This window comes from Kaistia dalseonensis (assembly GCF_030814715.1).
Classification (GTDB): Bacteria; Pseudomonadota; Alphaproteobacteria; order Rhizobiales; family Kaistiaceae; genus Kaistia; species Kaistia dalseonensis.
Map to the genome: position 1 here is coordinate 149,120 of NZ_JAUSVO010000006.1, position 18,070 is coordinate 167,189.

Genomic DNA, 18,070 nt, shown 5'->3' on the forward strand with positions numbered 1-18,070 from the left:
CGGAACCATCACGGTCCGCGCCCTTTTCATGTCGTGGTACAACCCTCGAGCCTTCCCCCGGCCGTCGGGTACCCCCGCGTCGTCGAAGCGACCGGCCTAATCGTCGCGATAAACCCGCTCGCGGCGCTCATGCCGCTCCTGGGCTTCGATGGACAAGGTCGCGATCGGCCGCGCGTCGAGGCGCTTCAAGCTGATCGGCTCGCCCGTCTCCTCGCAAAATCCATAGCTGCCGTCCTCGATCCGCTGCAAGGCGGCATCGATCTTCGAGATCAGCTTGCGCTGCCGATCCCGGGCTCTGAGCTCGATGGCGCGGTCCGTCTCCGAGGAAGCACGGTCGGCAAGATCTGGATGATTGACGTTCTCGTCCTGCAAATGCTGCAGCGTCTCACGAGATTCCTTCAGAATGTCGTCTTTCCAGGCGAGCAGCTTCTTACGGAAGTACTCCCTTTGCCGCTCGTTCATGAAGGGCTCGGTCTCCGATGGCCGATACGCTTCAAGACTGTCTAGCATCATGAATGACCCCTGGTACGGTGGCATTGCGGCGCGGAATATAGCGATGCACCTCTCAGAGAACAACTGCACGAATCCGCATTCGAAAACCCGCCTGAAATCCGGTCAAAGCGCTAGGCAAATGCCTTTGAAAGAGGCGAGCAATTCGGCTTAGGCGGCTTGGCGCGGCATTTTTTCACTGGCGCGAAATTTCCCGCACGGCCTTGGAATTGTTCGACGAAATGATTCGGTTCACTCGCCGCCGTCGTTTCGCGGACACGACAAAACCGCGCGGACGGAAAGCATTTGTTAACGATGACAATCGCTAAATGGGGCGTTCTCCCGACCAGCGCCGAAACGCGCCAGGGTTGAGGAGGGACGCGCTTCGCGTCTGGTTCGCCGCCAGGAAAGCCCGCTCATGAGTGAACCCAGCGCCACCCATCGCCATGCCGCATCGACTGATGAAGACTGGCGGATCACCAGCCATGAAGACGCCACGCTCGCCTGCGCGCGCATCGTCTCCAACATGGAAGCGCTGCTCCAGCTGATCGAAGCGGAAAGCTCGCTGCTGCGGGCCGGCAAGACCATCGCAGCCTCCGCGATCGAGCAGCGCAAGTCCGAATATGCGCGCGCCCATATGGACGATCTCGAGTTTCTCCGTCAGGTCGGCCCTGAGCTCGAATACTGGGCGCCCAATGCCGTGGAGCGGCTGCGCAGCGCCCATGCCGAGTTCATGTCCGTCCTGCAGATCAACATGGCCGCGCTTGCGACCGCACAGGTCGCGCAGGAATCGGCGGAGCGCTCGACGGCCGCCGGGCTCGAGCATTATGTGCCGCCGGCGCCGAGCCTTGCGCGCCGCATGGCGCTTCGCGCCCCCGGCCGATCGCTCTTCCGCCGCCTCGCCAAGGCGGTCTGAGCCGGAGCGGCGAGGCGCACTGCCCATTCATTCCGGGAGACAGGTGGCGGCCTGTGTGTCCTGCGCCATATTCTTGTCCATGGAGTGCGGGCATAGAGAGCGGGATCAAACGGGATCGAGCTCCGGGGCGGAGCGAGCTGGTCCCCTCACATGAGGGATCGATCATGAAGAAGAGCGTTATCGCCATCGTCGCCGGTCTCGGCGCGCTGGCCATCAGCATGGGAACGGCCGCGGCCCAGTCGCGCTATTGCGACGGCTTCGCACGCGATTATGCGGATCAGAATTCGCGCGGCAGCGTGGCTGGCGGCGCCGTCGCCGGTGGCGTGATGGGTGCGGTCGGCGGCGCCGTGCTCGGCGGCATCATCAACGGCAATCGTGGCGCGGGAACGGGTGCCGCGATCGGCGGCGCTTCTGGCGCGCTGATCGGCGCCGGCCAAGGCTCGCGCCAATGGCAGTCGCTCTACGACCAGGCCTATAATGATTGCATGATCCGCCGCAGCAGCGCGCGCCCTGCCCCGCCGCCGCCGCCGCCGGGCGCCGGCTTCCGGCCGTGGACGCCGGAATGGTATGATTACTGCGCGCGCCGCTATCGCTCGTTCAATCCCAATACCGGCTATTTCGTCGCCAATGGCGGCCAGCGGCAGTTCTGCCGCTAGCCCTGACCGGCTGGCGAACACGACCGAGGGCCCGTGGTTCGACCGCGGGCCTTTTTCGTGGTAGGAGCGCGCCCTCGACAGCGAGGCCGGACTGGAAGATTCTCGCTACCAGTTCGACTTCACCCGGAACGAAGAGACGCGGATGACACGCCTTCTCCTGCTCCGTCACGCCAAGTCCTCCTGGGATCAGGCGGGCCTGGCCGATTTCGACCGTCCGCTGGCCGCGCGCGGCCGGCGCGCCGCGACCATGATTGGCGAACATCTCGCCACGCACCGCCTTGTGCCGGACCGCGTGCTCTGTTCCTCGGCCCGGCGCACCCGCGAGACCCTGATCGGCCTGCTGCCGCTGATCGCGGCCGATCTCGACATCAAGATCACGCGCGATCTCTACGAGGTCGGCGCGGACGCCTATATCGATTCGATCAACGCGCTGGGGGCGAATGCCCGCACGCTGCTGGTGATCGGCCACAATCCGGCGATTCAGGAAACGGCGATCGAGCTCATCGGCAGCGGCAATCCGGCGCTGCGCGACGAGATCGCCGAAAAATTCCCGACCGCCGGCCTCGCCGTGATCGATTTCGACGTCCATAAATGGTCGGAACTTCGGCCCAAGACCGGCCGGGTTGTCGCCTTCTTCCGCCCGCGCGAGCTGGAACTGGTCGGCAGCGAGCCACCCTCGGACGACGAATAGCCCTTTCGCAGGCGGGTCTCGCCGCCTACATGGGTTCACACGTCGAGGCCGCGGACCCAACCGATTGAAGCTCACCAATCTTGCTGATGAGGCGCTGCTCGCGCTCGCCACGCTCGGCGACCGGGCGAGCGATCTGGTATCGCCGACAGTGCGGCTCGGCGTCACGGGCCTCGCCCGCGCCGGCAAGACCGTGTTCATCACCGCGCTCGTCCACAATCTACTGCATGGCGGGCGGCTGCCGCTGTTCCGCTCCTATTCGACCGGCCGGATCGCCGATGCGCGCCTTGAGCCGCAGCCCGATGACGACGTGCCGCGCTTCGACTATGAGGATCATGTCCGTGCTCTGGTCGAGCAGCGCATTTGGCCGGATTCGACCCGGCGCATCAGCGAGCTCCGCCTGACCATCACCTATGAATCCGCGTCCTATTTCCGCCATCGCTTCGGCCCCGGTCGCCTGAACCTCGACATCGTCGATTATCCCGGCGAATGGCTGCTCGACCTCCCCTTGCTCGGAAAGGACTTCGCGACCTGGTCGCGCGAGGCGCTGGCGCTCGCCCATGGCCCGGGACGCGAAGCCGCCGCCGGACCTTGGCTCGCGGCGCTCGCCGCCACAGACCCTGCGGCTCCGGAAAGCGACGTGACGGCGCGCATGCTGGCCGCGGTCTTCACCGATTATCTGCGCGCCTGCCGCGCCGACGAGAACGCGCTCTCGACCCTGCCGCCCGGCCGTTTCCTGATGCCCGGCGATCTCGAGGGATCGCCCGCGCTCACCTTCTGCCCCCTGCCCGGCGATATCGCGGCCATGCCGGCCGGATCGCTCGGCCGGATGATGGCGCGACGCTACGAGGCTTATAAGTCGGTCGTGGTGAAGCCGTTCTTCCGCGAGCATTTCGCCCGCCTCGATCGGCAGATCGTGCTGGTCGATGCACTGCATGCGCTGAATGCCGGGCCTGAAGCGGTTGCCGATCTCGGCACGGCGCTGGGCGAAATCCTGACCTGCTATCGGCCGGGCTCCGGCTCGTGGCTCAGCAGCCTGCTGACCCACCGGATCGACCGCATCCTGATCGGCGCCACCAAGGCCGATCATCTGCACCACGCCGATCATGACCGCCTCGAGACCATTCTGGGCCATCTGCTGGCGCCGGCGATCGAACGCGCCTCGGCCGCGGGTGCCCGTGTCGAGATCGCGGCCCTCGCCTCCGTCCGCGCCACCCGCGAGGGCGTGGTGATGCAGCATGGCGAACGCCTGCCCTCGATCATCGGCACGCCGCTCGCCGGCGAGCGGGTCGATGGCGAAACCTTCGACGGCAAGACCGAAATCGCGTTTTTTCCCGGAGACTTGCCGGACGATCCGGATTCAGTGCTTCAACGCGTCGGCGCGGCCTCCGACGGCGGCCGCGCGGCGCCGGCGGCGCTGCGCTTCGTCCGTTTCCGTCCTCCGGCGCTGGAACGCACCGTCGAGGGCATGACGCTTTCGCTGCCCCATATCCGGCTCGACCGCGCGCTTGAATTCCTGATCGGAGACCGGCTGGCATGAGCAACGACCAGCCCCGCCGCCCCGCCGCCTTCCGCCTCGACCACGTCAAGGTCGTCGATGATCCCGAGGCGGCGCTGCGTCCCAGCGACCGCCCGGTCGTGATTCCCGAGCCGGAGGACCTCTCGGCCGCCATCGTTGCGCCAAAGCCGAAGCGCCCCTTTCGCTGGGCCAATATCCTCGCCGGCGCGCTCGGCATTCTCGTTTCGCTCGCCATCGGTCTCGCGGTCGACGGTCTGGTGCGCGACCTCTTCCAACGCGCCGACTGGCTCGGCTGGTTTGCCCTCGGCGTTGCAGGGATCGCGGCTGTCGCTGTCGTCGCGATCGCCATCCGCGAAATCGCCGGCCTGCTGCGGCTGAGGCGGATCAACCGGATCCGCGACGCCGCCGAGGACGCGGCGCGGCGTGACGACCGCACGGCCGCGCGCGCCGTGGTTCGGGATCTCTCGGCGCTTTACGGTGAACGCGCCGACACCGCGCATGGGCGCGCGGCACTGGAGCGGCACGCGGCCGAAATCATCGATGGTCGCGATCTCATGGCGCTGGGCGAGCACGAGATCCTGCGCGCGCTCGACGTCACGGCACGCACCATGGTGCTCGCCGCCGCCAAACGGGTGACCGTCGTCACGGCAATCTCGCCGCGGGCCCTGGTGGACCTGCTCTTCGTGCTGGTGACGGCGCTGCGGCTCATCCGCCAGCTCGGCCAGCTCTATGGCGGCCGCCCCGGCACGCTCGGCTTTCTGAGGCTCGCCCGCACGGTCATCGCGCATCTCGCCGTGACGGGCGGCATGGCGGCCGGCGATTCGCTCGTGCAGCAGATCCTCGGCCACGGCATTGCGGCGCGCCTCTCGGCCCGCCTCGGCGAAGGTGTGATCAACGGCATATTGACGGCGCGCGTCGGCATTGCCGCCATCGATGTCTGCCGGCCGCTGCCCTTCCTGGCCGAACCGCCGCCCGCCATGGGCGATTTCATCGCCGAACTGACGAAGCTCAATGCCGGCAAGATGAAGCCCGGCGCCGAAAGCTGACGCCGGCGGGGCGAACGGCTATCGCGGCTTGTTGTCGGCCGCGAGATGACGACCATATTCGCGGTCGCGCTCGTCGCGCTTGGTCACCAGTTCCTCATAGGCGCGCTTGGCCTCCTCGGAGAGCGTCACGCGCTTGACGGCAGCCTTCTTGCGCGGGGGCTGCTTTCCGTAGGTTTCTTTGGGCTGGTCCATGGGCGTCGGCTCTCTTCCAGATGGGGTGGTGCCACCTTAGAGGAGCCCACGTCGCGCGGCGAGCCTCTTCGGTGCAACGGGCAAGCGCCATTCGCCCCAGCCAATAGTTGACAAAAGCAACGATATGCCCAGATTGAGGCCGTCACGGAGCGGGATGGGCATGCATGATGGACGAGACCGAGCAGATTGACCGCATCCGCCTGTTCAACCGCGCCTATACCCGCCGCATCGGTGTCCTCGATGAAGGCTTGCTCGACAGCCCGTTTTCGCTGACGGAAGCGCGCATTCTATTCGAGATCGCGACCGCCCCGGATATCAGCGCCGGCAGCCTGGGCGGCATCCTCGACCTCGACGCCGGCTATCTGAGCCGGACGCTGAAGAAGCTCGAACAGAGTGGGCTCGTCGTCGCATCCCGACCGGCCGAAGATGGCCGGCGGCGGGCGTTGCGGCTGACGGCCGCAGGCGAAAGCGCCTTCAAGGCGCTCGACGCCGCCTCGCGGGATGCGGTCGCGGGCATGCTCGGCCCGCTCGGCCCCCAGAATCGACTGAGACTGGTTGCCGCCGCCGACACGATCCTCGCCTGCCTGGCAGGCTCTCCCGAGCCAGCGGCCCGGCTCCGCGCCCATCAACCGGGCGACATGGGCTGGATCATCGAGCGCCATGGCGCGCTCTATGCGGCCGAATATGACTTCGATGCCCGTTTCGAAGCGCTGGTGGCCGAGATCGCCGCCGATTTCCTGCGTCATTTCGACCCGGCGCGCTCATGCTGCCTGATCGCAGCACGCGGCGACGAGCGGCTCGGCTCCGCCATGGTGGTCGATGCCGGAGATGGGGTCGCCAAGCTGCGGCTCGTGCTGGTCGAGCCGCAGGCACGCGGACTGGGCCTAGGCCGGCTGCTGCTGGAAGGTTGTCTCGATTTTGCCCGGCAGGCCGGCTATCGCCGCATGACGCTCTGGACCAACAGCATCCTGACCACCGCCCGGCAGCTCTACGAGACCGCCGGATTCCAGTTGGTCGACGAAGCCGAGCACAGCGACTTCGGCCCGAGGCTGATCGGGCAGAGCTGGACGCGCGACCTCTAGCTCTTTGGTTGGTCGCGTTTCCTTCACGCGAACCGCATTCCACTTCGCTCGGAAACGCTCCAGGCGCCTCGCCTTTGCGGCGCGATCAGCCCTGGCTCTCGGGAATACGCACGATCAGGCCATCCAGCGCCGCCGAGACGCGGATCTGGCACGACAGGCGCGAATTCGGCTGAACATCGCTCGCGAAATCGAGCATGTCCTCCTCCATTGGCTCCGGCTCGCCGGTCGCCTCGAGCCATGCCGGGTCGACATAGACGTGGCAGGTCGCGCAGGCGCAGGCGCCGCCGCATTCCGCCTCGATGCCAGGAATGGAATTGCGAACCGCATTTTCCATGACGGTCGAGCCGTCGCGTGCCTCGACATCGTAGACCGTGCCGTCAAAGGCGATGTAGGTGATCTTGGCCATGAGCCCCGGCGAAATTGAGCAGATTGGGGGAAAACGAAGGACGTCTCATAGGCGATTTGGAGGCGGCATGCCAAGTCTTCCGCACCGCACGCGCATGCGACCGATTTTCCTATGCCGTTGCGAGACGGCGCTCGATCTCGCTGACGAGCGCGGTGAGCGCGGCATCGAACGCCGCCAGATCTTCGGGCTCCGCGAGGTCTTCGGCATCCGCAGGGTCCCGTTCCAGCACCATTGCCTTGCCCGCAAGCGCAAGAGCGCCAATGCCGAGCGCCGCGCCACGCACGCGATGGGCAAGCCTGCGCCGCTCGGCCGGATCGATGCCGGACGTCACGAGGCGCCCTTCCGGCGCCACCTCGGTGATGAAGATCCTTAAAATATCGTTAATGAGCGCAGCATCCGCGCCGGTGTTGCGATCAAGGCTCGCCTGGTCGATCGCGTTCATGCCTGCCAACACCCCCGCCGAGACGATTTCAACAACGCCAACCGCCCCGGAATCAGCCGGCGAACACACCGGTCGAGCGCCCGGACACAACCGGACGAGCCCCGAGGGCAGGCTCCGGAAACGTTGAGTTCGACGGTATTCCGATCGGTCGCGAGCCCGATTCCAACGATGGGTTGCAGCCTTTGGCCAGCCTCGGACGGGCCACGTTCACCGAGGGGCCACGAAGCGGCGACAGGCACCCCGCCGGACGCCGCTGACGTCGCGTCCATGGGCCGTCTCGGTGGTGCCAGAATCATCTTCGAAGCCAAGTTTCGGGCACCGGCCGCCTTGTTGACAAGATCGGTTGAAAGGCCGGACTTTCTTGTGCCTTCCCCGCGAATGTGCCAAAAGGTGAGGCTGTGGGCAAGGGTGTGACGGCCAGTTCGAAACGCACTGTAGCGTGTCGAATAGCGGGCTGATGACGGGGCGTAGCAATTTAAGCGCGCAGCTTGCAGGCGTGCGCTGTGTTCCCGAAGCATCCTCGTGCTTTCGACGGGCTTCTTGCTCGTCGAGGCGGCCGGTGAAGTATCGAGTACGGACGCGAGGCTTAAAGAATGGTAAATACTCCGAAGTCCAAGGACCCGGCGGACGCAGCAATCTCCGCCGTGGAGCAGGCTCTCCGGATCGATTTCAATTCTTCCAGCGACCAGACCGCGGACCGCGCGCCTCAGCCGAGCGGACCGCGTGACCGGCGCCTGGAGCCGCCGCGCCTGACCGAACCCTCCCGTCAGGGCCAACCGCAGCAGCAGATCCCGCGCCGTACCGATGGTCCGCGCCGCAATGAGGCTGCCCCGGTTGCGGCCGCCGCGCCGCGCCAGGCGCCGCCGCGCGCCGAAAGCCCCCGTCCGACCGAAAATCCGCGCAACGCCGACGAGCCGCAGCCGAAGGCGCGCGTCGATCGTCGTGGCCGCGCTCCTGCCAATGACGACCGTCGCGTGGCTGGCGCGGCGCTTCCGGCCCGCCGCCCCTCGCGGATGATCTACCCGCTCGCCGCCCTGCTCTCGGTCATCTGGATCGGCGCGATTGCCGCCTACCTTTCCTCCGCCGGCATCAACCCGCTCGTGGGCGACAGCGCCGTCGGCAGCGCACAGTTCACCAATATCGCCCTCGCGCTCGTGCTGCCGGTCGGCATCCTCTGGGGCATCGCCATCATGGTGGCGCGCGCCCAGGAAATGCGGATTGCCGCGCGCTCGATCTCCGAGGTCGCAGCCCGTCTCGCTGAACCGGAAGCGGCCGCGACCGAAGCGGTCGTCACCGTCAGCCAGGCCATTCGCCGCGAAGTCGCCGCCATGGGCGACGGCATCGAACGCGCCCTCGCCCGCGCCAGCGAACTGGAATTGCTGGTCCATAACGAGGTTGCCGCGCTCGAGCGGTCCTATTCCGACAATGAAGTGCGCATGCGCGGCCTGATCGACGATCTCGCCAACCAGCGCGAAGCGATCGTGATCAATTCCGAGCGCGTCCGCACCTCGATCGTCTCGGCCCAGGAATCGCTCTCCAAGGACCTGCGCGAGGCGAGCGAGCAGATCGCCGAGAACGTCATCGATTCCGGCAGCCGCATCACGGTCGCCCTCGCCGATCGCGGCGAGCAGATCACGGTTGCGCTGTCGACCGCCGGCGATTCGATGATCGAGAAGCTGTCGGGCCGCGGCGAGGATCTCGTCGGGCGCCTGACATCGGCTGTTTCCGAGGTCACGGAATCGCTGTCGCGCACCGGCGGCGAAGTCACCGACGTGCTGCTGTCGCGCAGCGCCGACATCAACGAGACGCTGGAGACGACCGGCCGCGCCATGGCCGACATGGTGGCCGAGCGTGGACGCGAAGTGAACGAGACGCTCGCCCGCGTCACCGAGGAACTCGCCGAAGGCCTCGACCGCCGCACGGTGGAGATTACCCATTCGATCTCGATGACCGGAAACCAGGTCGCCGAGACGATTTCGCACCACACCCGCGAAGTGAATTCGGCACTGAAATCCAATGCGGACAGCCTGATTGTCGATCTCGCTCTGCGTGGGCAGGAGATCAACGACAAGCTCGACGAGACCGGCACGCGCATCGCCGACACGATTTCGGCGCGCGGCGACGATCTGGCGGAGCGGCTGTCGATCACCGGCGACCGCATTCAGGACGCGATTTCGATCGACGGCAGCGGGCTGGCCGACCGCCTCACCGCCGCCGGCGACATCATGGCGAACCTGATCGAGGCCCGCACCGCTGCGCTGCGCGACACGATCGACAACGCCTCCTACGCGGTGAACGAGACCTTCGACGCCCGCTCGCAGGAGCTGACCGAGCGCCTCGCCAATGTCGGCGGCGAAGTCGCCAAGGCGATCGCTGTCCGTGGTCTCAAGGTCAACGAGACGATCATCGCCTCCGGCAACGAGATCGCCGAGACGATGGCCTCGCGCGCCAACATGCTGCACGACCGCTTCCTCGATTCGAGCCGCCAGGCGACGGAGACGATGGAGAACCGCGGCAATGCGGTCTACGACCTGATCATCGAGACCAGCCAGCAGCTTTCCGACGCGATCGAGACGCGTGGCTCCGCGATCCACCAGCGCATCCTGTCGTCCGGCAACGAGATCATCGGCACGATCGAGAATCGCACGACCGACCTGCACGGCCGGATCATCGAATCGGGCACCCGTCTCTCCGACGAGATCCTGAACCGCGCCGACGCGGCCCATACGCGGATCGTCACCTCGGGCAGCGATCTCGCGAGCGAGATCGAGAACCGGGCCGATGCCGCCTTCCAGCGCATCATCAGCTCCGGCAGCGAACTGGCGAGCGAGATCGAGACGCGCGCCGACGCCGTGCACGAGCGCATCGTCGTGTCGGGCACCAATCTGGTCAACGAAATGGAGAACCGGGCGGGTGCCGTCTATGACCGGATCTTGTCCTCGGGATCGAGCCTCGTCAGCGAGATCGCCAGCCAGGCGAGCGCCGCGCACGAGCACATCGTCGCCTCCGGCTCGAACCTGGCCAACGAGATCGAGACCCGCGCCAACACCGTCCACGAGCGCATCGTCGCCTCGGGTTCGGAACTGGTCGGCGAACTGACCAGCCAGGCGGAGCTTGCCCACCGCCAGCTCGTCTCGGCCGGCTACAGCTCGGCCGAAGAGATCGAGAACCGCGCCAATGCCGTCCATCAGCGCATCGTCGCCTCGGGTTCGGAGCTGGTCGGCGAACTGACCAGCCAGGCGGAACTCGTCCATCGCCAGCTCGTCTCGGCCGGCTACAGCTCCGCCGAGGAGATCGAGAAGCGCGCCGGCGCCGTCCACCAGAGCATTCTCGCTTCGGGCAACCAGCTCATCGGCGAATTGTCGACGCGCGCCACGGCTGTTCACGAGCAGATCGTCTCGGCTGGCTATGAAGTCGCCGGCGAGATCGAGAACCGCGCCACCAGCGTGCATCAGAAGATCGTCGCTTCGGGCTCGGAACTGATCGGCGAACTCGCCGCGCAGGCGAGCCTGACGCATGAGCAGATCTCGAATTCGGGCGCCAATCTCGCCAACGAGATTTCCAGCCGCGCCAATGTCGCCCATCAGCGCCTCGTTTCCTCCGGCTCCGAGATCGTCGACGAGATCACCAACCGTGCCGCCGCGGCGCATGGCCAGATCCTCGCCTCCGGCTCGAACCTCGCCAGCGAGATCGAGACGCGTGCGCAGGCCGTCCATCAGCGCATCCTGACCTCCGGCGCCCAGATCGCCGAGGAGATCGCGACGCAGGCGAATGCCTCGCACGAACAGATGGCGCTGGCCGGCACCACGATCGCACAGGAAATCGAAAGCCGCGCGACCACGCTGCACGGCCTCATCCTCTCTTCCGGCTCGAGCCTCGTCGAAGAGATCGCGACGCAGGCCAATGCGGCCCATGAGCGGATCACCGCCTCCGGCGCGGATATCGCCAACGAGATCGAGAACCGCGCGCTCAACGTCCATGACCGGATCGTCGAGACCTCGACCCAGTTCGGCGAGTTGATCGGCGATCGCGGCCAGGCCATCGCCACCGGCCTCGACGAGCGCTTCGCGGCGCTGCGCGACATCATCGAAGTGCGCGGCCCCGAGCTCATCACGCGCTTCTCCGAGCGCGCCAATGTCATGGACACCTCGCTCTCCGACCGCCTCGCGCGCTTCAGCGACGCCATGGAAGCCAAGCTCGACACGGCGGCTGAGACGCTCGACAGCAATACGCGCCGCATCGACGAAGCCCTCGATGCCCGCTCGCGCCAGATCAACCAGACGCTGATCGAGCGCACCCGCCAGATCGCGGAGGCCTTCACGACCGGCCAGACCGAGATCAACGGCATCATCGACGGCCGCCTGTCCGACATCACCGATCGCCTGTCGGACCGCACGCAGGCGCTCTCCGACATGCTGTCGGAGCGCACGCAGAGCATCAACGACACGCTCGGCGCCCGCGCGCTGGAGGCTGCCACCAGCTTCGACGCCCGCGCATCGCAGATGGACCAGATCCTGTCGACCCGGCTCGGCGACATCACCTCCACGCTCGGCCGTGAATCGGTTCGTGCGGCGGAGCAGATCGTCACCTCGCTCTCCGAGGCGACGGAACGGCTGGTTTCCACCTCCGAGACGACGGCCGACAGCGTCCGCCGTTTGGCCATCGAGGCTTCGGAAAGCGTCGTCCAGTCGAGCGCCGGCGCGGCGCAGTCGCTGTCGCAGGTCGCGACCTCGACCATCGATCTTCTCGCCGCTTCGACCTCCGAGGCGACGAGCCATCTTTCGCGCGCCTCCTCCGAGGCGAGCGAGAACCTGATGCGCGCCACGAACGAAGCCCGCGAACATCTGGTCCGCGCTTCGGACGAGGCCCGCGAGAATCTGGTGCGCAGCTCGACCGAAGCGAGCGAGACACTCGTTCTCAGCTCCACCCAGGCGAGCGAGACGCTGGTTCGCAGCTCGAGCGAGGCTAGCGAGACGCTCTTGCGCAGCTCCACCCACGCCAGCGAGACGCTTGTTCGCAGCTCCACCCAGGCTAGCGAGACACTGGTGCGCAGCTCGAGCGAGGCCAGCGAGGCTCTCGTTCGCAATTCGCACGAGGCGAGCCAACTCCTGATCCGCAGCTCGACCGAGGCCGGCGACCACGTCACGCGCGCCAGCGCCGATGCCGGCGGCCACCTCTCGCGCGTCACGGCGGAAGCCAACGATCAGCTCAACCGCCTCTCCAACGATGTCGGCGAGCAGATTGCGCGTGTCTCGGGCGACGCCGCGATGCATCTCGCCCGTGCATCGAGCGAGATCGAGCAGAGCCTCGGCAGCCGCGCCATCAACGTCGCCAATGCGCTCGAAGAGCGGACGCGCGCCATGAACGAGGTTCTGAGCACGCGCAGCGCCGAGCTGGCACAGTTGCTCGATGGCGAAGGCAGCCGCCTCGTCAGCTCGATCGGCGAGCATGGCGACGCCCTGACCCGCCGTGTCGCCACCGTCGGCGACGCCGTGATCGACCTCCTGTCCTCCAAGGGCTCGGAAGTCGTCTCCATGGTGCTCGGACGCACCGACGAGGCGGCCCGCACCCTGCTCGACAGCGGCGAGACGGTCTCGCGCAACTTCAACGCCACCAATGACCGCATCCAGGTCGATGTCGCGGGCATCGTCGAGCGGCTGTCGCAGTCGAACGACATGCTGAGCTCGCTGCTTGCCCGCACCACTGACAATCTGAACCAGATCGAGACCGGCCTCGCCTCGCGGACCGTCGAGTTTGCGAACTCGATCGAGCATGCGATCAGCGGAACGCAGAACTCGTCGTCCCTGCTCGCTTCGCAGGTCGGCATGCTGCGCGACGTCTCGAAGGACGTGCTGGAGAATATCGGCACGATCGCCGGCCGGTTCGAGGATCAGAGCCGCTCGCTGCAGGAGGCCGCCCGTTCGATCACGGCCGCCAACAGCGAGATCGAAGGTTCGGTCGAACAGCGCCGCGTGGCGCTGGAAGCCCTGGCCGACAGCCTCGCAGCCCGGTCGAGCGATCTCGACATGCGCATGCGCTCCTTCACCGACACGATCGGCTCCTCGCTGCGCGAGGCGGAAGAGCGTGCCGCGGAAGTCAGCCGCATGCTGGCCAAGTCGAGCGAAGAATCGGCCAAGACGATCGTCGAGAACCTCGAAGGCCTGCAGGTCACGGCGCAGTCGGCCAGCAGCAAGGCGGTCGATTCCGTCCGCGAGGCCAATCGCGCCCTGGTCGAGGAAATGGCAGCGGTCGTCGCCCAGGCGACGCATCAGTTCTCCTCCGCGACCGAGGGCATGCGCGCCGCAGCGCGCGACATGCAGCACGATCTGGAGGCGACCCGCACTGAGCTGAAGCGTGGCGTGCTCGAACTGCCGAGCGAGACGCGCGAAAGCGCCGATGCCATGCGCCGCGTCGTGACGGACCAGTTGAAGGCGCTCTCCGAGCTTTCCGAGATCATCGGCAAGCACGGCAAGTCGCTCGATGTCTCGGTGCCGAGCTCGCCGTCGCAGGCGCGTCCGCGCTTCGCCGAGACGTCGCGTGTCGTCCAGCCGGCGCACGTAGCGCCTGCCCTGGTTCAGCCGGCGCCTGCTCCGCCCGTCGCCGCCGTCGTGGCGTCCGCCGAGCCCAATCGCGCCCCGGCTCAGCCAACGCCGTTCCAGCGGCCCGAGACGCAGCGCCCGGCCGCCGCAGCAGCCGAGCAGCCTCGCCAGCAGGCGGCCGCCCCGGCCCAGACGGCACCACGCGAGGCGCCCCGCCCCGCCGCGCCCGCCCAATCGGCCCAGCCGAAGCAGGAAACGGCCGAGACGGAGCAGCGCGGCTGGGTGTCCAACCTGCTGCGTCGCGCTTCGCGTGACGAAGACCAGCCGCAGGCGGAGGCCGCAGCCAACGCCAATGCCCCGGCGCGCGCCAATGGTTCGCCGGAGTCGCTCGGCAATCTCTCGACGGAAATCGCCCGTGCGATCGATCCCCGGGCTGCTGTCGAGCTCTGGGAGCGTCATCGCCGCGGCGAGAAGAACGTCTTCACCCGCCGTCTCTACACCCTGCAGGGCCAGCAGACCTTCGACGAGATTCGTCGCAAATATCAGCACGAGCAGGAGTTCCGCTCGGCGGTCGACCGCTACGTCTCCGACTTCGAGCGCCTGCTGAAGGAGGTTTCGCGGCAGGATCCGACCACGAGCAACACCTATCTCGTCTCCGATACCGGCAAGGTCTACACCATGCTCGCCCATGCGAGCGGCCGCTTCGACTGATCGAAGATAGAGCGTTCACGACAAGGGCGCGGCTTCGGCTGCGCCCTTTTCTTTTGTGGTAGGGCCAGTTCGCGGTCGCGACCGCCTGCGGCGCGAAAGTCACGCCGCGGCAATCGATCGCCATGGCGAGCCCGAGAGAGTTGCCCATCTCCGGCGCGCGCGATAGAGACAGATGAACATGACCGGGACGCTCCGCTTCCGGCTTTCCGAGGCGTCCCCTCAGCTTTCATGACCAATCCCGCGATCCCGCCGAGCGGAACGACGCGCCATGGTGCCTTTCGCCATCGCGGCTTCGTGCTCTATCTGTTTGCCCGCCTCTGCGCCAATTTCGCCGTCAATATCGTCAGCGTCGCCGTCGGCTGGCAGGTCTATGACCTGACGCAGAACCCGCTCGATCTCGGCATTATCGGCCTGGTGCAGTTTCTGCCGGCGCTGGTCCTGGTTCTGATCACAGGCGCGGTCGCCGACCGCTACAACCGGCGCATGATCATGGCGCTCTGCATGGTCGGCGAAGCGCTCTGCGCGCTCGGATTGTTCCTGTTCACCCAGACGGGCAGCACGAACGTCATCATCGTGTTCGGGATCCTGCTCGCCTTCGGCGTCGTGCGCGCCTTCATCGGACCGGCTGCCAGTTCGCTCGTCCCCAATCTCGTCCCGGCCGAGGATCTCGGCAACGCCATTGCCTGGAACTCCAGCACCTGGCAGATCGCAACGATCTGCGGGCCTGTCCTGGGCGGTCTGCTCTATGGCGTCGCGCCGGCGGCTCCTTATGCGCTCGCCCTCACCCTGCTGCTCGTCGGCGTCGTGATGGTCAGCCTGATCGCCAAGCCGATCCAGAAGACGCTGGCGGAAAAGGCGAGCTGGGAAGCGGCGATCGCCGGCTTCCGCTATGTCTGGAAGGAGAAGATCGTGCTCGGCGCGATCTCGCTCGATCTCTTCGCCGTGCTGCTCGGCGGGGCAACCGCCCTGATGCCGGTCTATGCGCGCGACGTGCTGGAAGTCGGCCCATGGGGCCTCGGTCTGCTGCGCGCAGCCCCGGCGATCGGCGCCATCGCGGTTGCCGCCTATCTGGCGTTCCGCCCGGTCAAGGACCATGCCGGCCTGGTGCTCTTCGTGTTCGTCACCCTGTTCGGCACGTTCACGATCATCTTCGGCCTCTCCACCAGCGTCTGGCTCTCCGTCACCGCGCTGGTGCTGATGGGCGCCTCCGATATGTTCAGCGTCTATATCCGCGAAACGCTGATCCAGGTCTGGACGCCGGATGCGGTGCGTGGCCGCGTCAACGCGGTCAACATGGTGTTCCTGGGCGCCTCCAATGAGCTGGGCGAGTTCCGTGCCGGCGTTTCCGCCGCGATGATCGGCGCGGTCGGTGCCGTCGTGATCGGCGGCGCGGGCACGGTCGCCGTTGCCGCGATCTGGTCGCGGCTCTTCCCCGATCTGAGGCGCGCCCGCCATCTCGACGGGCGCCCCTGAGCGGGTCGGGTCACAACCGCTCTATGTCTTCGCGATCACAGAATGTGGAAGACATAGAGTAGGATGATGACCGTGATCGGCACACCCATGATCCAAAGCACGATACCCTTCATCGAGACATCCCTCCGTTCACTTCAGGTGGGAGGGCAACGTTCTGGTCGAGCGACGGTTCCTGCGCCGCGCAAACAAGAATTTTGGAACCGATGAAACGATTTTGTTCTTCGCTCGTTGATGACTGTATCAATAACGGGCTGGACCAAAATGAGCACCATTCTTCTCATCATCCTGATCATTCTACTCATCGGCGCCCTGCCGAGCTGGCCCTATAGCCGTGGCTGGGGCTATTATCCCAGCGGTGGTGTCGGTCTGATCGTCGTCATCTTGATCATCCTGCTCCTGATGGGCCGGATCTGACGAGGGCGGCACGGATATCGAGAAAAGTGGCGCGGCGAACAGGTTCGCCGCGCTGTTGTTTTCTCGGCGCCCCGATTTTTGAACCATTCCTGTCTTTGCGCGTTCGTTGACGTCGCCTCGAAGATCAGACGCGCGCGATGGAGTGTTGAATGAGACTTTTCGAATGCCAGGCCTGCAGCTACACCCTCTCCTTCGAAGAGACGCTGTGCGGCGATTGTGGTCGCGAGCTCGGCTATGAGCCCGCCATGGGCCGCCTTCTCACGATCGAGAGTGCGGGCGACGGCGTGTTTTCGGTCTTTGGCACGCAATCCGGCGCGCAGCCCAGCTATCGGCGTTGCGCCAATGCATCCCATGGCGCCTGCAATTGGCTGATCGCGGCCGATTCCAACGAAATGCTCTGCCTCTGCTGCCGCACCAACACGACCATCCCGGATATCTCCAACGAGGTGTTCGCGGGGCGCTGGCGCGAGATCGAGCTTGCCAAGCACCGGCTCTTCTACAGCCTGATCCGCCTCGGCCTCGCCACGCCGAACAAGCAGGACGATCCGGCTGGCGGCCTCTCGTTCCAGTTCCTCGCCGATCTCGCCGACCTGCGCGTGATGACGGGACACGAGGACGGCCTGATCACGATCAATATCGCCGAGGCCGATTCCGTCGAGCGCGAGCGCGCCCGCAACGACATGCACGAGCCCTACCGCACGCTGCTCGGCCATTTCCGCCACGAGATTGGCCATTATTACTGGGACCGGCTCGTGCGCGACGCGAGCCGCTTCGACGACTTCCGCGCCGTCTTCGGCGACGAGCAGGACGATTACCAAGCCGCGCTGCAGCGTTACTACGCCGGCAATTTTCCGCAGGACTGGCGCGATCGCTTCGTCACGCAATATGCGTCGTCGCACCCTTGGGAGGATTTCGCCGAGACCTTCGCGCATTACCTCCACATGATCGACACGCTGGAAACGGCCTATGCCTTCGGCCTGCGTATCCGGCCGAGGGCCCGGCTTCAGTCGACCGCCGATACGACCATCGATTTCGATCCCTACAGGGCGATGGACTTCACCCAGATCGTCGAATCCTGGGGACCGCTCACCTATGCCGTCAACTCGCTCAATCGCAGCATGGGCCAGCCCGACCTCTATCCATTTACGCTGGTGCCGGGCGTGATCGAGAAGCTCGGTTTCATCGACCGATTGATGAAGGAGCCGATGGCGGCGCTGCGGGCGGCGTGATCGCGATCACTGCGGCAACAGGGCCGATCCCTTATCAGAACGGCAACGACCAATTCCGGTCACCACCTGATCAAGGATCATCCCATGTCCGCCAATTTCTCCAACTGGCTGCGCCGTCGCCAGAGCCGCAACGCGCTGATGAAGCTCGATGATCGGCAGCTCGCCGATATCGGCATCAGCCGCTCCGAGATCGATTTCTTGCTGGACGGAACGCGCCAGCATCGCTGATGAATGACATTCAGCCTCGGGTGTGCCGCTTCCGCCGATG

15 protein-coding genes are annotated in these 18,070 nt (G+C 66.2%); 11 read left to right on the forward strand and 4 right to left on the reverse strand.

Annotated elements, in window-relative coordinates; genetic code table 11:
* Nucleotides 1–96 precede the first annotated feature (96 nt).
* Complete coding sequence (gene dksA, locus QO014_RS20225) at nucleotides 97–513, reverse strand: RNA polymerase-binding protein DksA (protein WP_266350854.1); 417 nt, start codon at nucleotides 511–513, stop codon at nucleotides 97–99.
* Nucleotides 514–907: 394 nt separating this feature from the next.
* Here dksA and QO014_RS20230 point away from each other — a divergent pair, with 394 nt between their 5' ends.
* The 5 genes from QO014_RS20230 (at nucleotide 908) to QO014_RS20250 (ending at nucleotide 5,314) form a co-directional block, all read left to right on the forward strand.
* Entirely contained in the window at nucleotides 908–1,405 is a 498-nt protein-coding gene (locus QO014_RS20230) for a hypothetical protein (protein WP_266350566.1), read from the forward strand.
* Between the two features lie 164 nt (nucleotides 1,406–1,569).
* Nucleotides 1,570–2,061 carry a BA14K family protein gene (locus QO014_RS20235; RefSeq protein ID WP_266350567.1) on the forward strand — a complete coding sequence of 164 codons (492 nt, stop codon included), beginning with the start codon at nucleotides 1,570–1,572 and terminating at the stop codon, nucleotides 2,059–2,061.
* A gap of 142 nt (nucleotides 2,062–2,203) precedes the next feature.
* The gene (locus QO014_RS20240; protein WP_266350568.1) at nucleotides 2,204–2,752 is read left to right on the forward strand and encodes a SixA phosphatase family protein; all 549 of its coding nucleotides are present in this window, start codon (nucleotides 2,204–2,206) and stop codon (nucleotides 2,750–2,752) included.
* A gap of 64 nt (nucleotides 2,753–2,816) precedes the next feature.
* On the forward strand, nucleotides 2,817–4,289 hold the full coding sequence (locus QO014_RS20245) for a YcjX family GTP-binding protein (protein WP_266350569.1): 1,473 nt from the start codon (nucleotides 2,817–2,819) through the stop codon (nucleotides 4,287–4,289).
* Nucleotides 4,286–5,314: a YcjF family protein gene (locus tag QO014_RS20250; protein WP_266350570.1), complete on the forward strand. Its 1,029-nt coding sequence runs from the start codon at nucleotides 4,286–4,288 to the stop codon at nucleotides 5,312–5,314. The genes QO014_RS20245 and QO014_RS20250 overlap by 4 nt, the downstream gene beginning before the upstream one ends.
* Before the next feature lie 18 nt (nucleotides 5,315–5,332).
* Here the strand turns inward: QO014_RS20250 and QO014_RS20255 are convergent, their stop codons facing one another.
* Entirely contained in the window at nucleotides 5,333–5,506 is a 174-nt protein-coding gene (locus QO014_RS20255; RefSeq protein WP_266350571.1) for a hypothetical protein, read from the reverse strand.
* A gap of 164 nt (nucleotides 5,507–5,670) precedes the next feature.
* Here QO014_RS20255 and QO014_RS20260 point away from each other — a divergent pair, with 164 nt between their 5' ends.
* Nucleotides 5,671–6,588 (forward strand): MarR family winged helix-turn-helix transcriptional regulator, encoded by a 918-nt coding sequence (locus QO014_RS20260; RefSeq protein ID WP_307258909.1) that lies wholly within the window; start codon nucleotides 5,671–5,673, stop codon nucleotides 6,586–6,588.
* Between the two features lie 85 nt (nucleotides 6,589–6,673).
* Here QO014_RS20260 and QO014_RS20265 read toward each other — a convergent pair whose 3' ends face one another.
* Complete coding sequence (locus QO014_RS20265) at nucleotides 6,674–6,994, reverse strand: 2Fe-2S iron-sulfur cluster-binding protein (protein WP_266350572.1); 321 nt, start codon at nucleotides 6,992–6,994, stop codon at nucleotides 6,674–6,676.
* Between the two features lie 109 nt (nucleotides 6,995–7,103).
* Nucleotides 7,104–7,436, reverse strand: a complete 333-nt coding sequence (locus tag QO014_RS20270) for an Hpt domain-containing protein (protein ID WP_266350573.1) — start codon at nucleotides 7,434–7,436, stop codon at nucleotides 7,104–7,106.
* Nucleotides 7,437–8,029: 593 nt separating this feature from the next.
* Between QO014_RS20270 and QO014_RS20275 the strand changes: the two genes are divergently transcribed.
* The 5 genes from QO014_RS20275 to QO014_RS20295 all read left to right on the forward strand — a co-directional run bounded on the left by QO014_RS20275 (nucleotide 8,030) and on the right by QO014_RS20295 (nucleotide 18,030).
* Nucleotides 8,030–14,686 (forward strand): apolipoprotein A-IV repeat region-like domain-containing protein, encoded by a 6,657-nt coding sequence (locus QO014_RS20275; RefSeq protein WP_266350574.1) that lies wholly within the window; start codon nucleotides 8,030–8,032, stop codon nucleotides 14,684–14,686.
* Between the two features lie 228 nt (nucleotides 14,687–14,914).
* The gene (locus QO014_RS20280) at nucleotides 14,915–16,159 is read left to right on the forward strand and encodes an MFS transporter (protein ID WP_266350575.1); all 1,245 of its coding nucleotides are present in this window, start codon (nucleotides 14,915–14,917) and stop codon (nucleotides 16,157–16,159) included.
* A gap of 261 nt (nucleotides 16,160–16,420) precedes the next feature.
* Nucleotides 16,421–16,573, forward strand: a complete 153-nt coding sequence (locus tag QO014_RS20285; RefSeq protein WP_266350576.1) for a DUF3309 family protein — start codon at nucleotides 16,421–16,423, stop codon at nucleotides 16,571–16,573.
* A 149-nt stretch (nucleotides 16,574–16,722) separates the two neighbouring features.
* On the forward strand, nucleotides 16,723–17,802 hold the full coding sequence (locus QO014_RS20290) for a zinc-binding metallopeptidase family protein (RefSeq protein ID WP_266350577.1): 1,080 nt from the start codon (nucleotides 16,723–16,725) through the stop codon (nucleotides 17,800–17,802).
* Between the two features lie 84 nt (nucleotides 17,803–17,886).
* The gene (locus QO014_RS20295; protein WP_266350578.1) at nucleotides 17,887–18,030 is read left to right on the forward strand and encodes a DUF1127 domain-containing protein; all 144 of its coding nucleotides are present in this window, start codon (nucleotides 17,887–17,889) and stop codon (nucleotides 18,028–18,030) included.
* The last annotated feature ends 40 nt before the right edge of the window (nucleotides 18,031–18,070 follow it).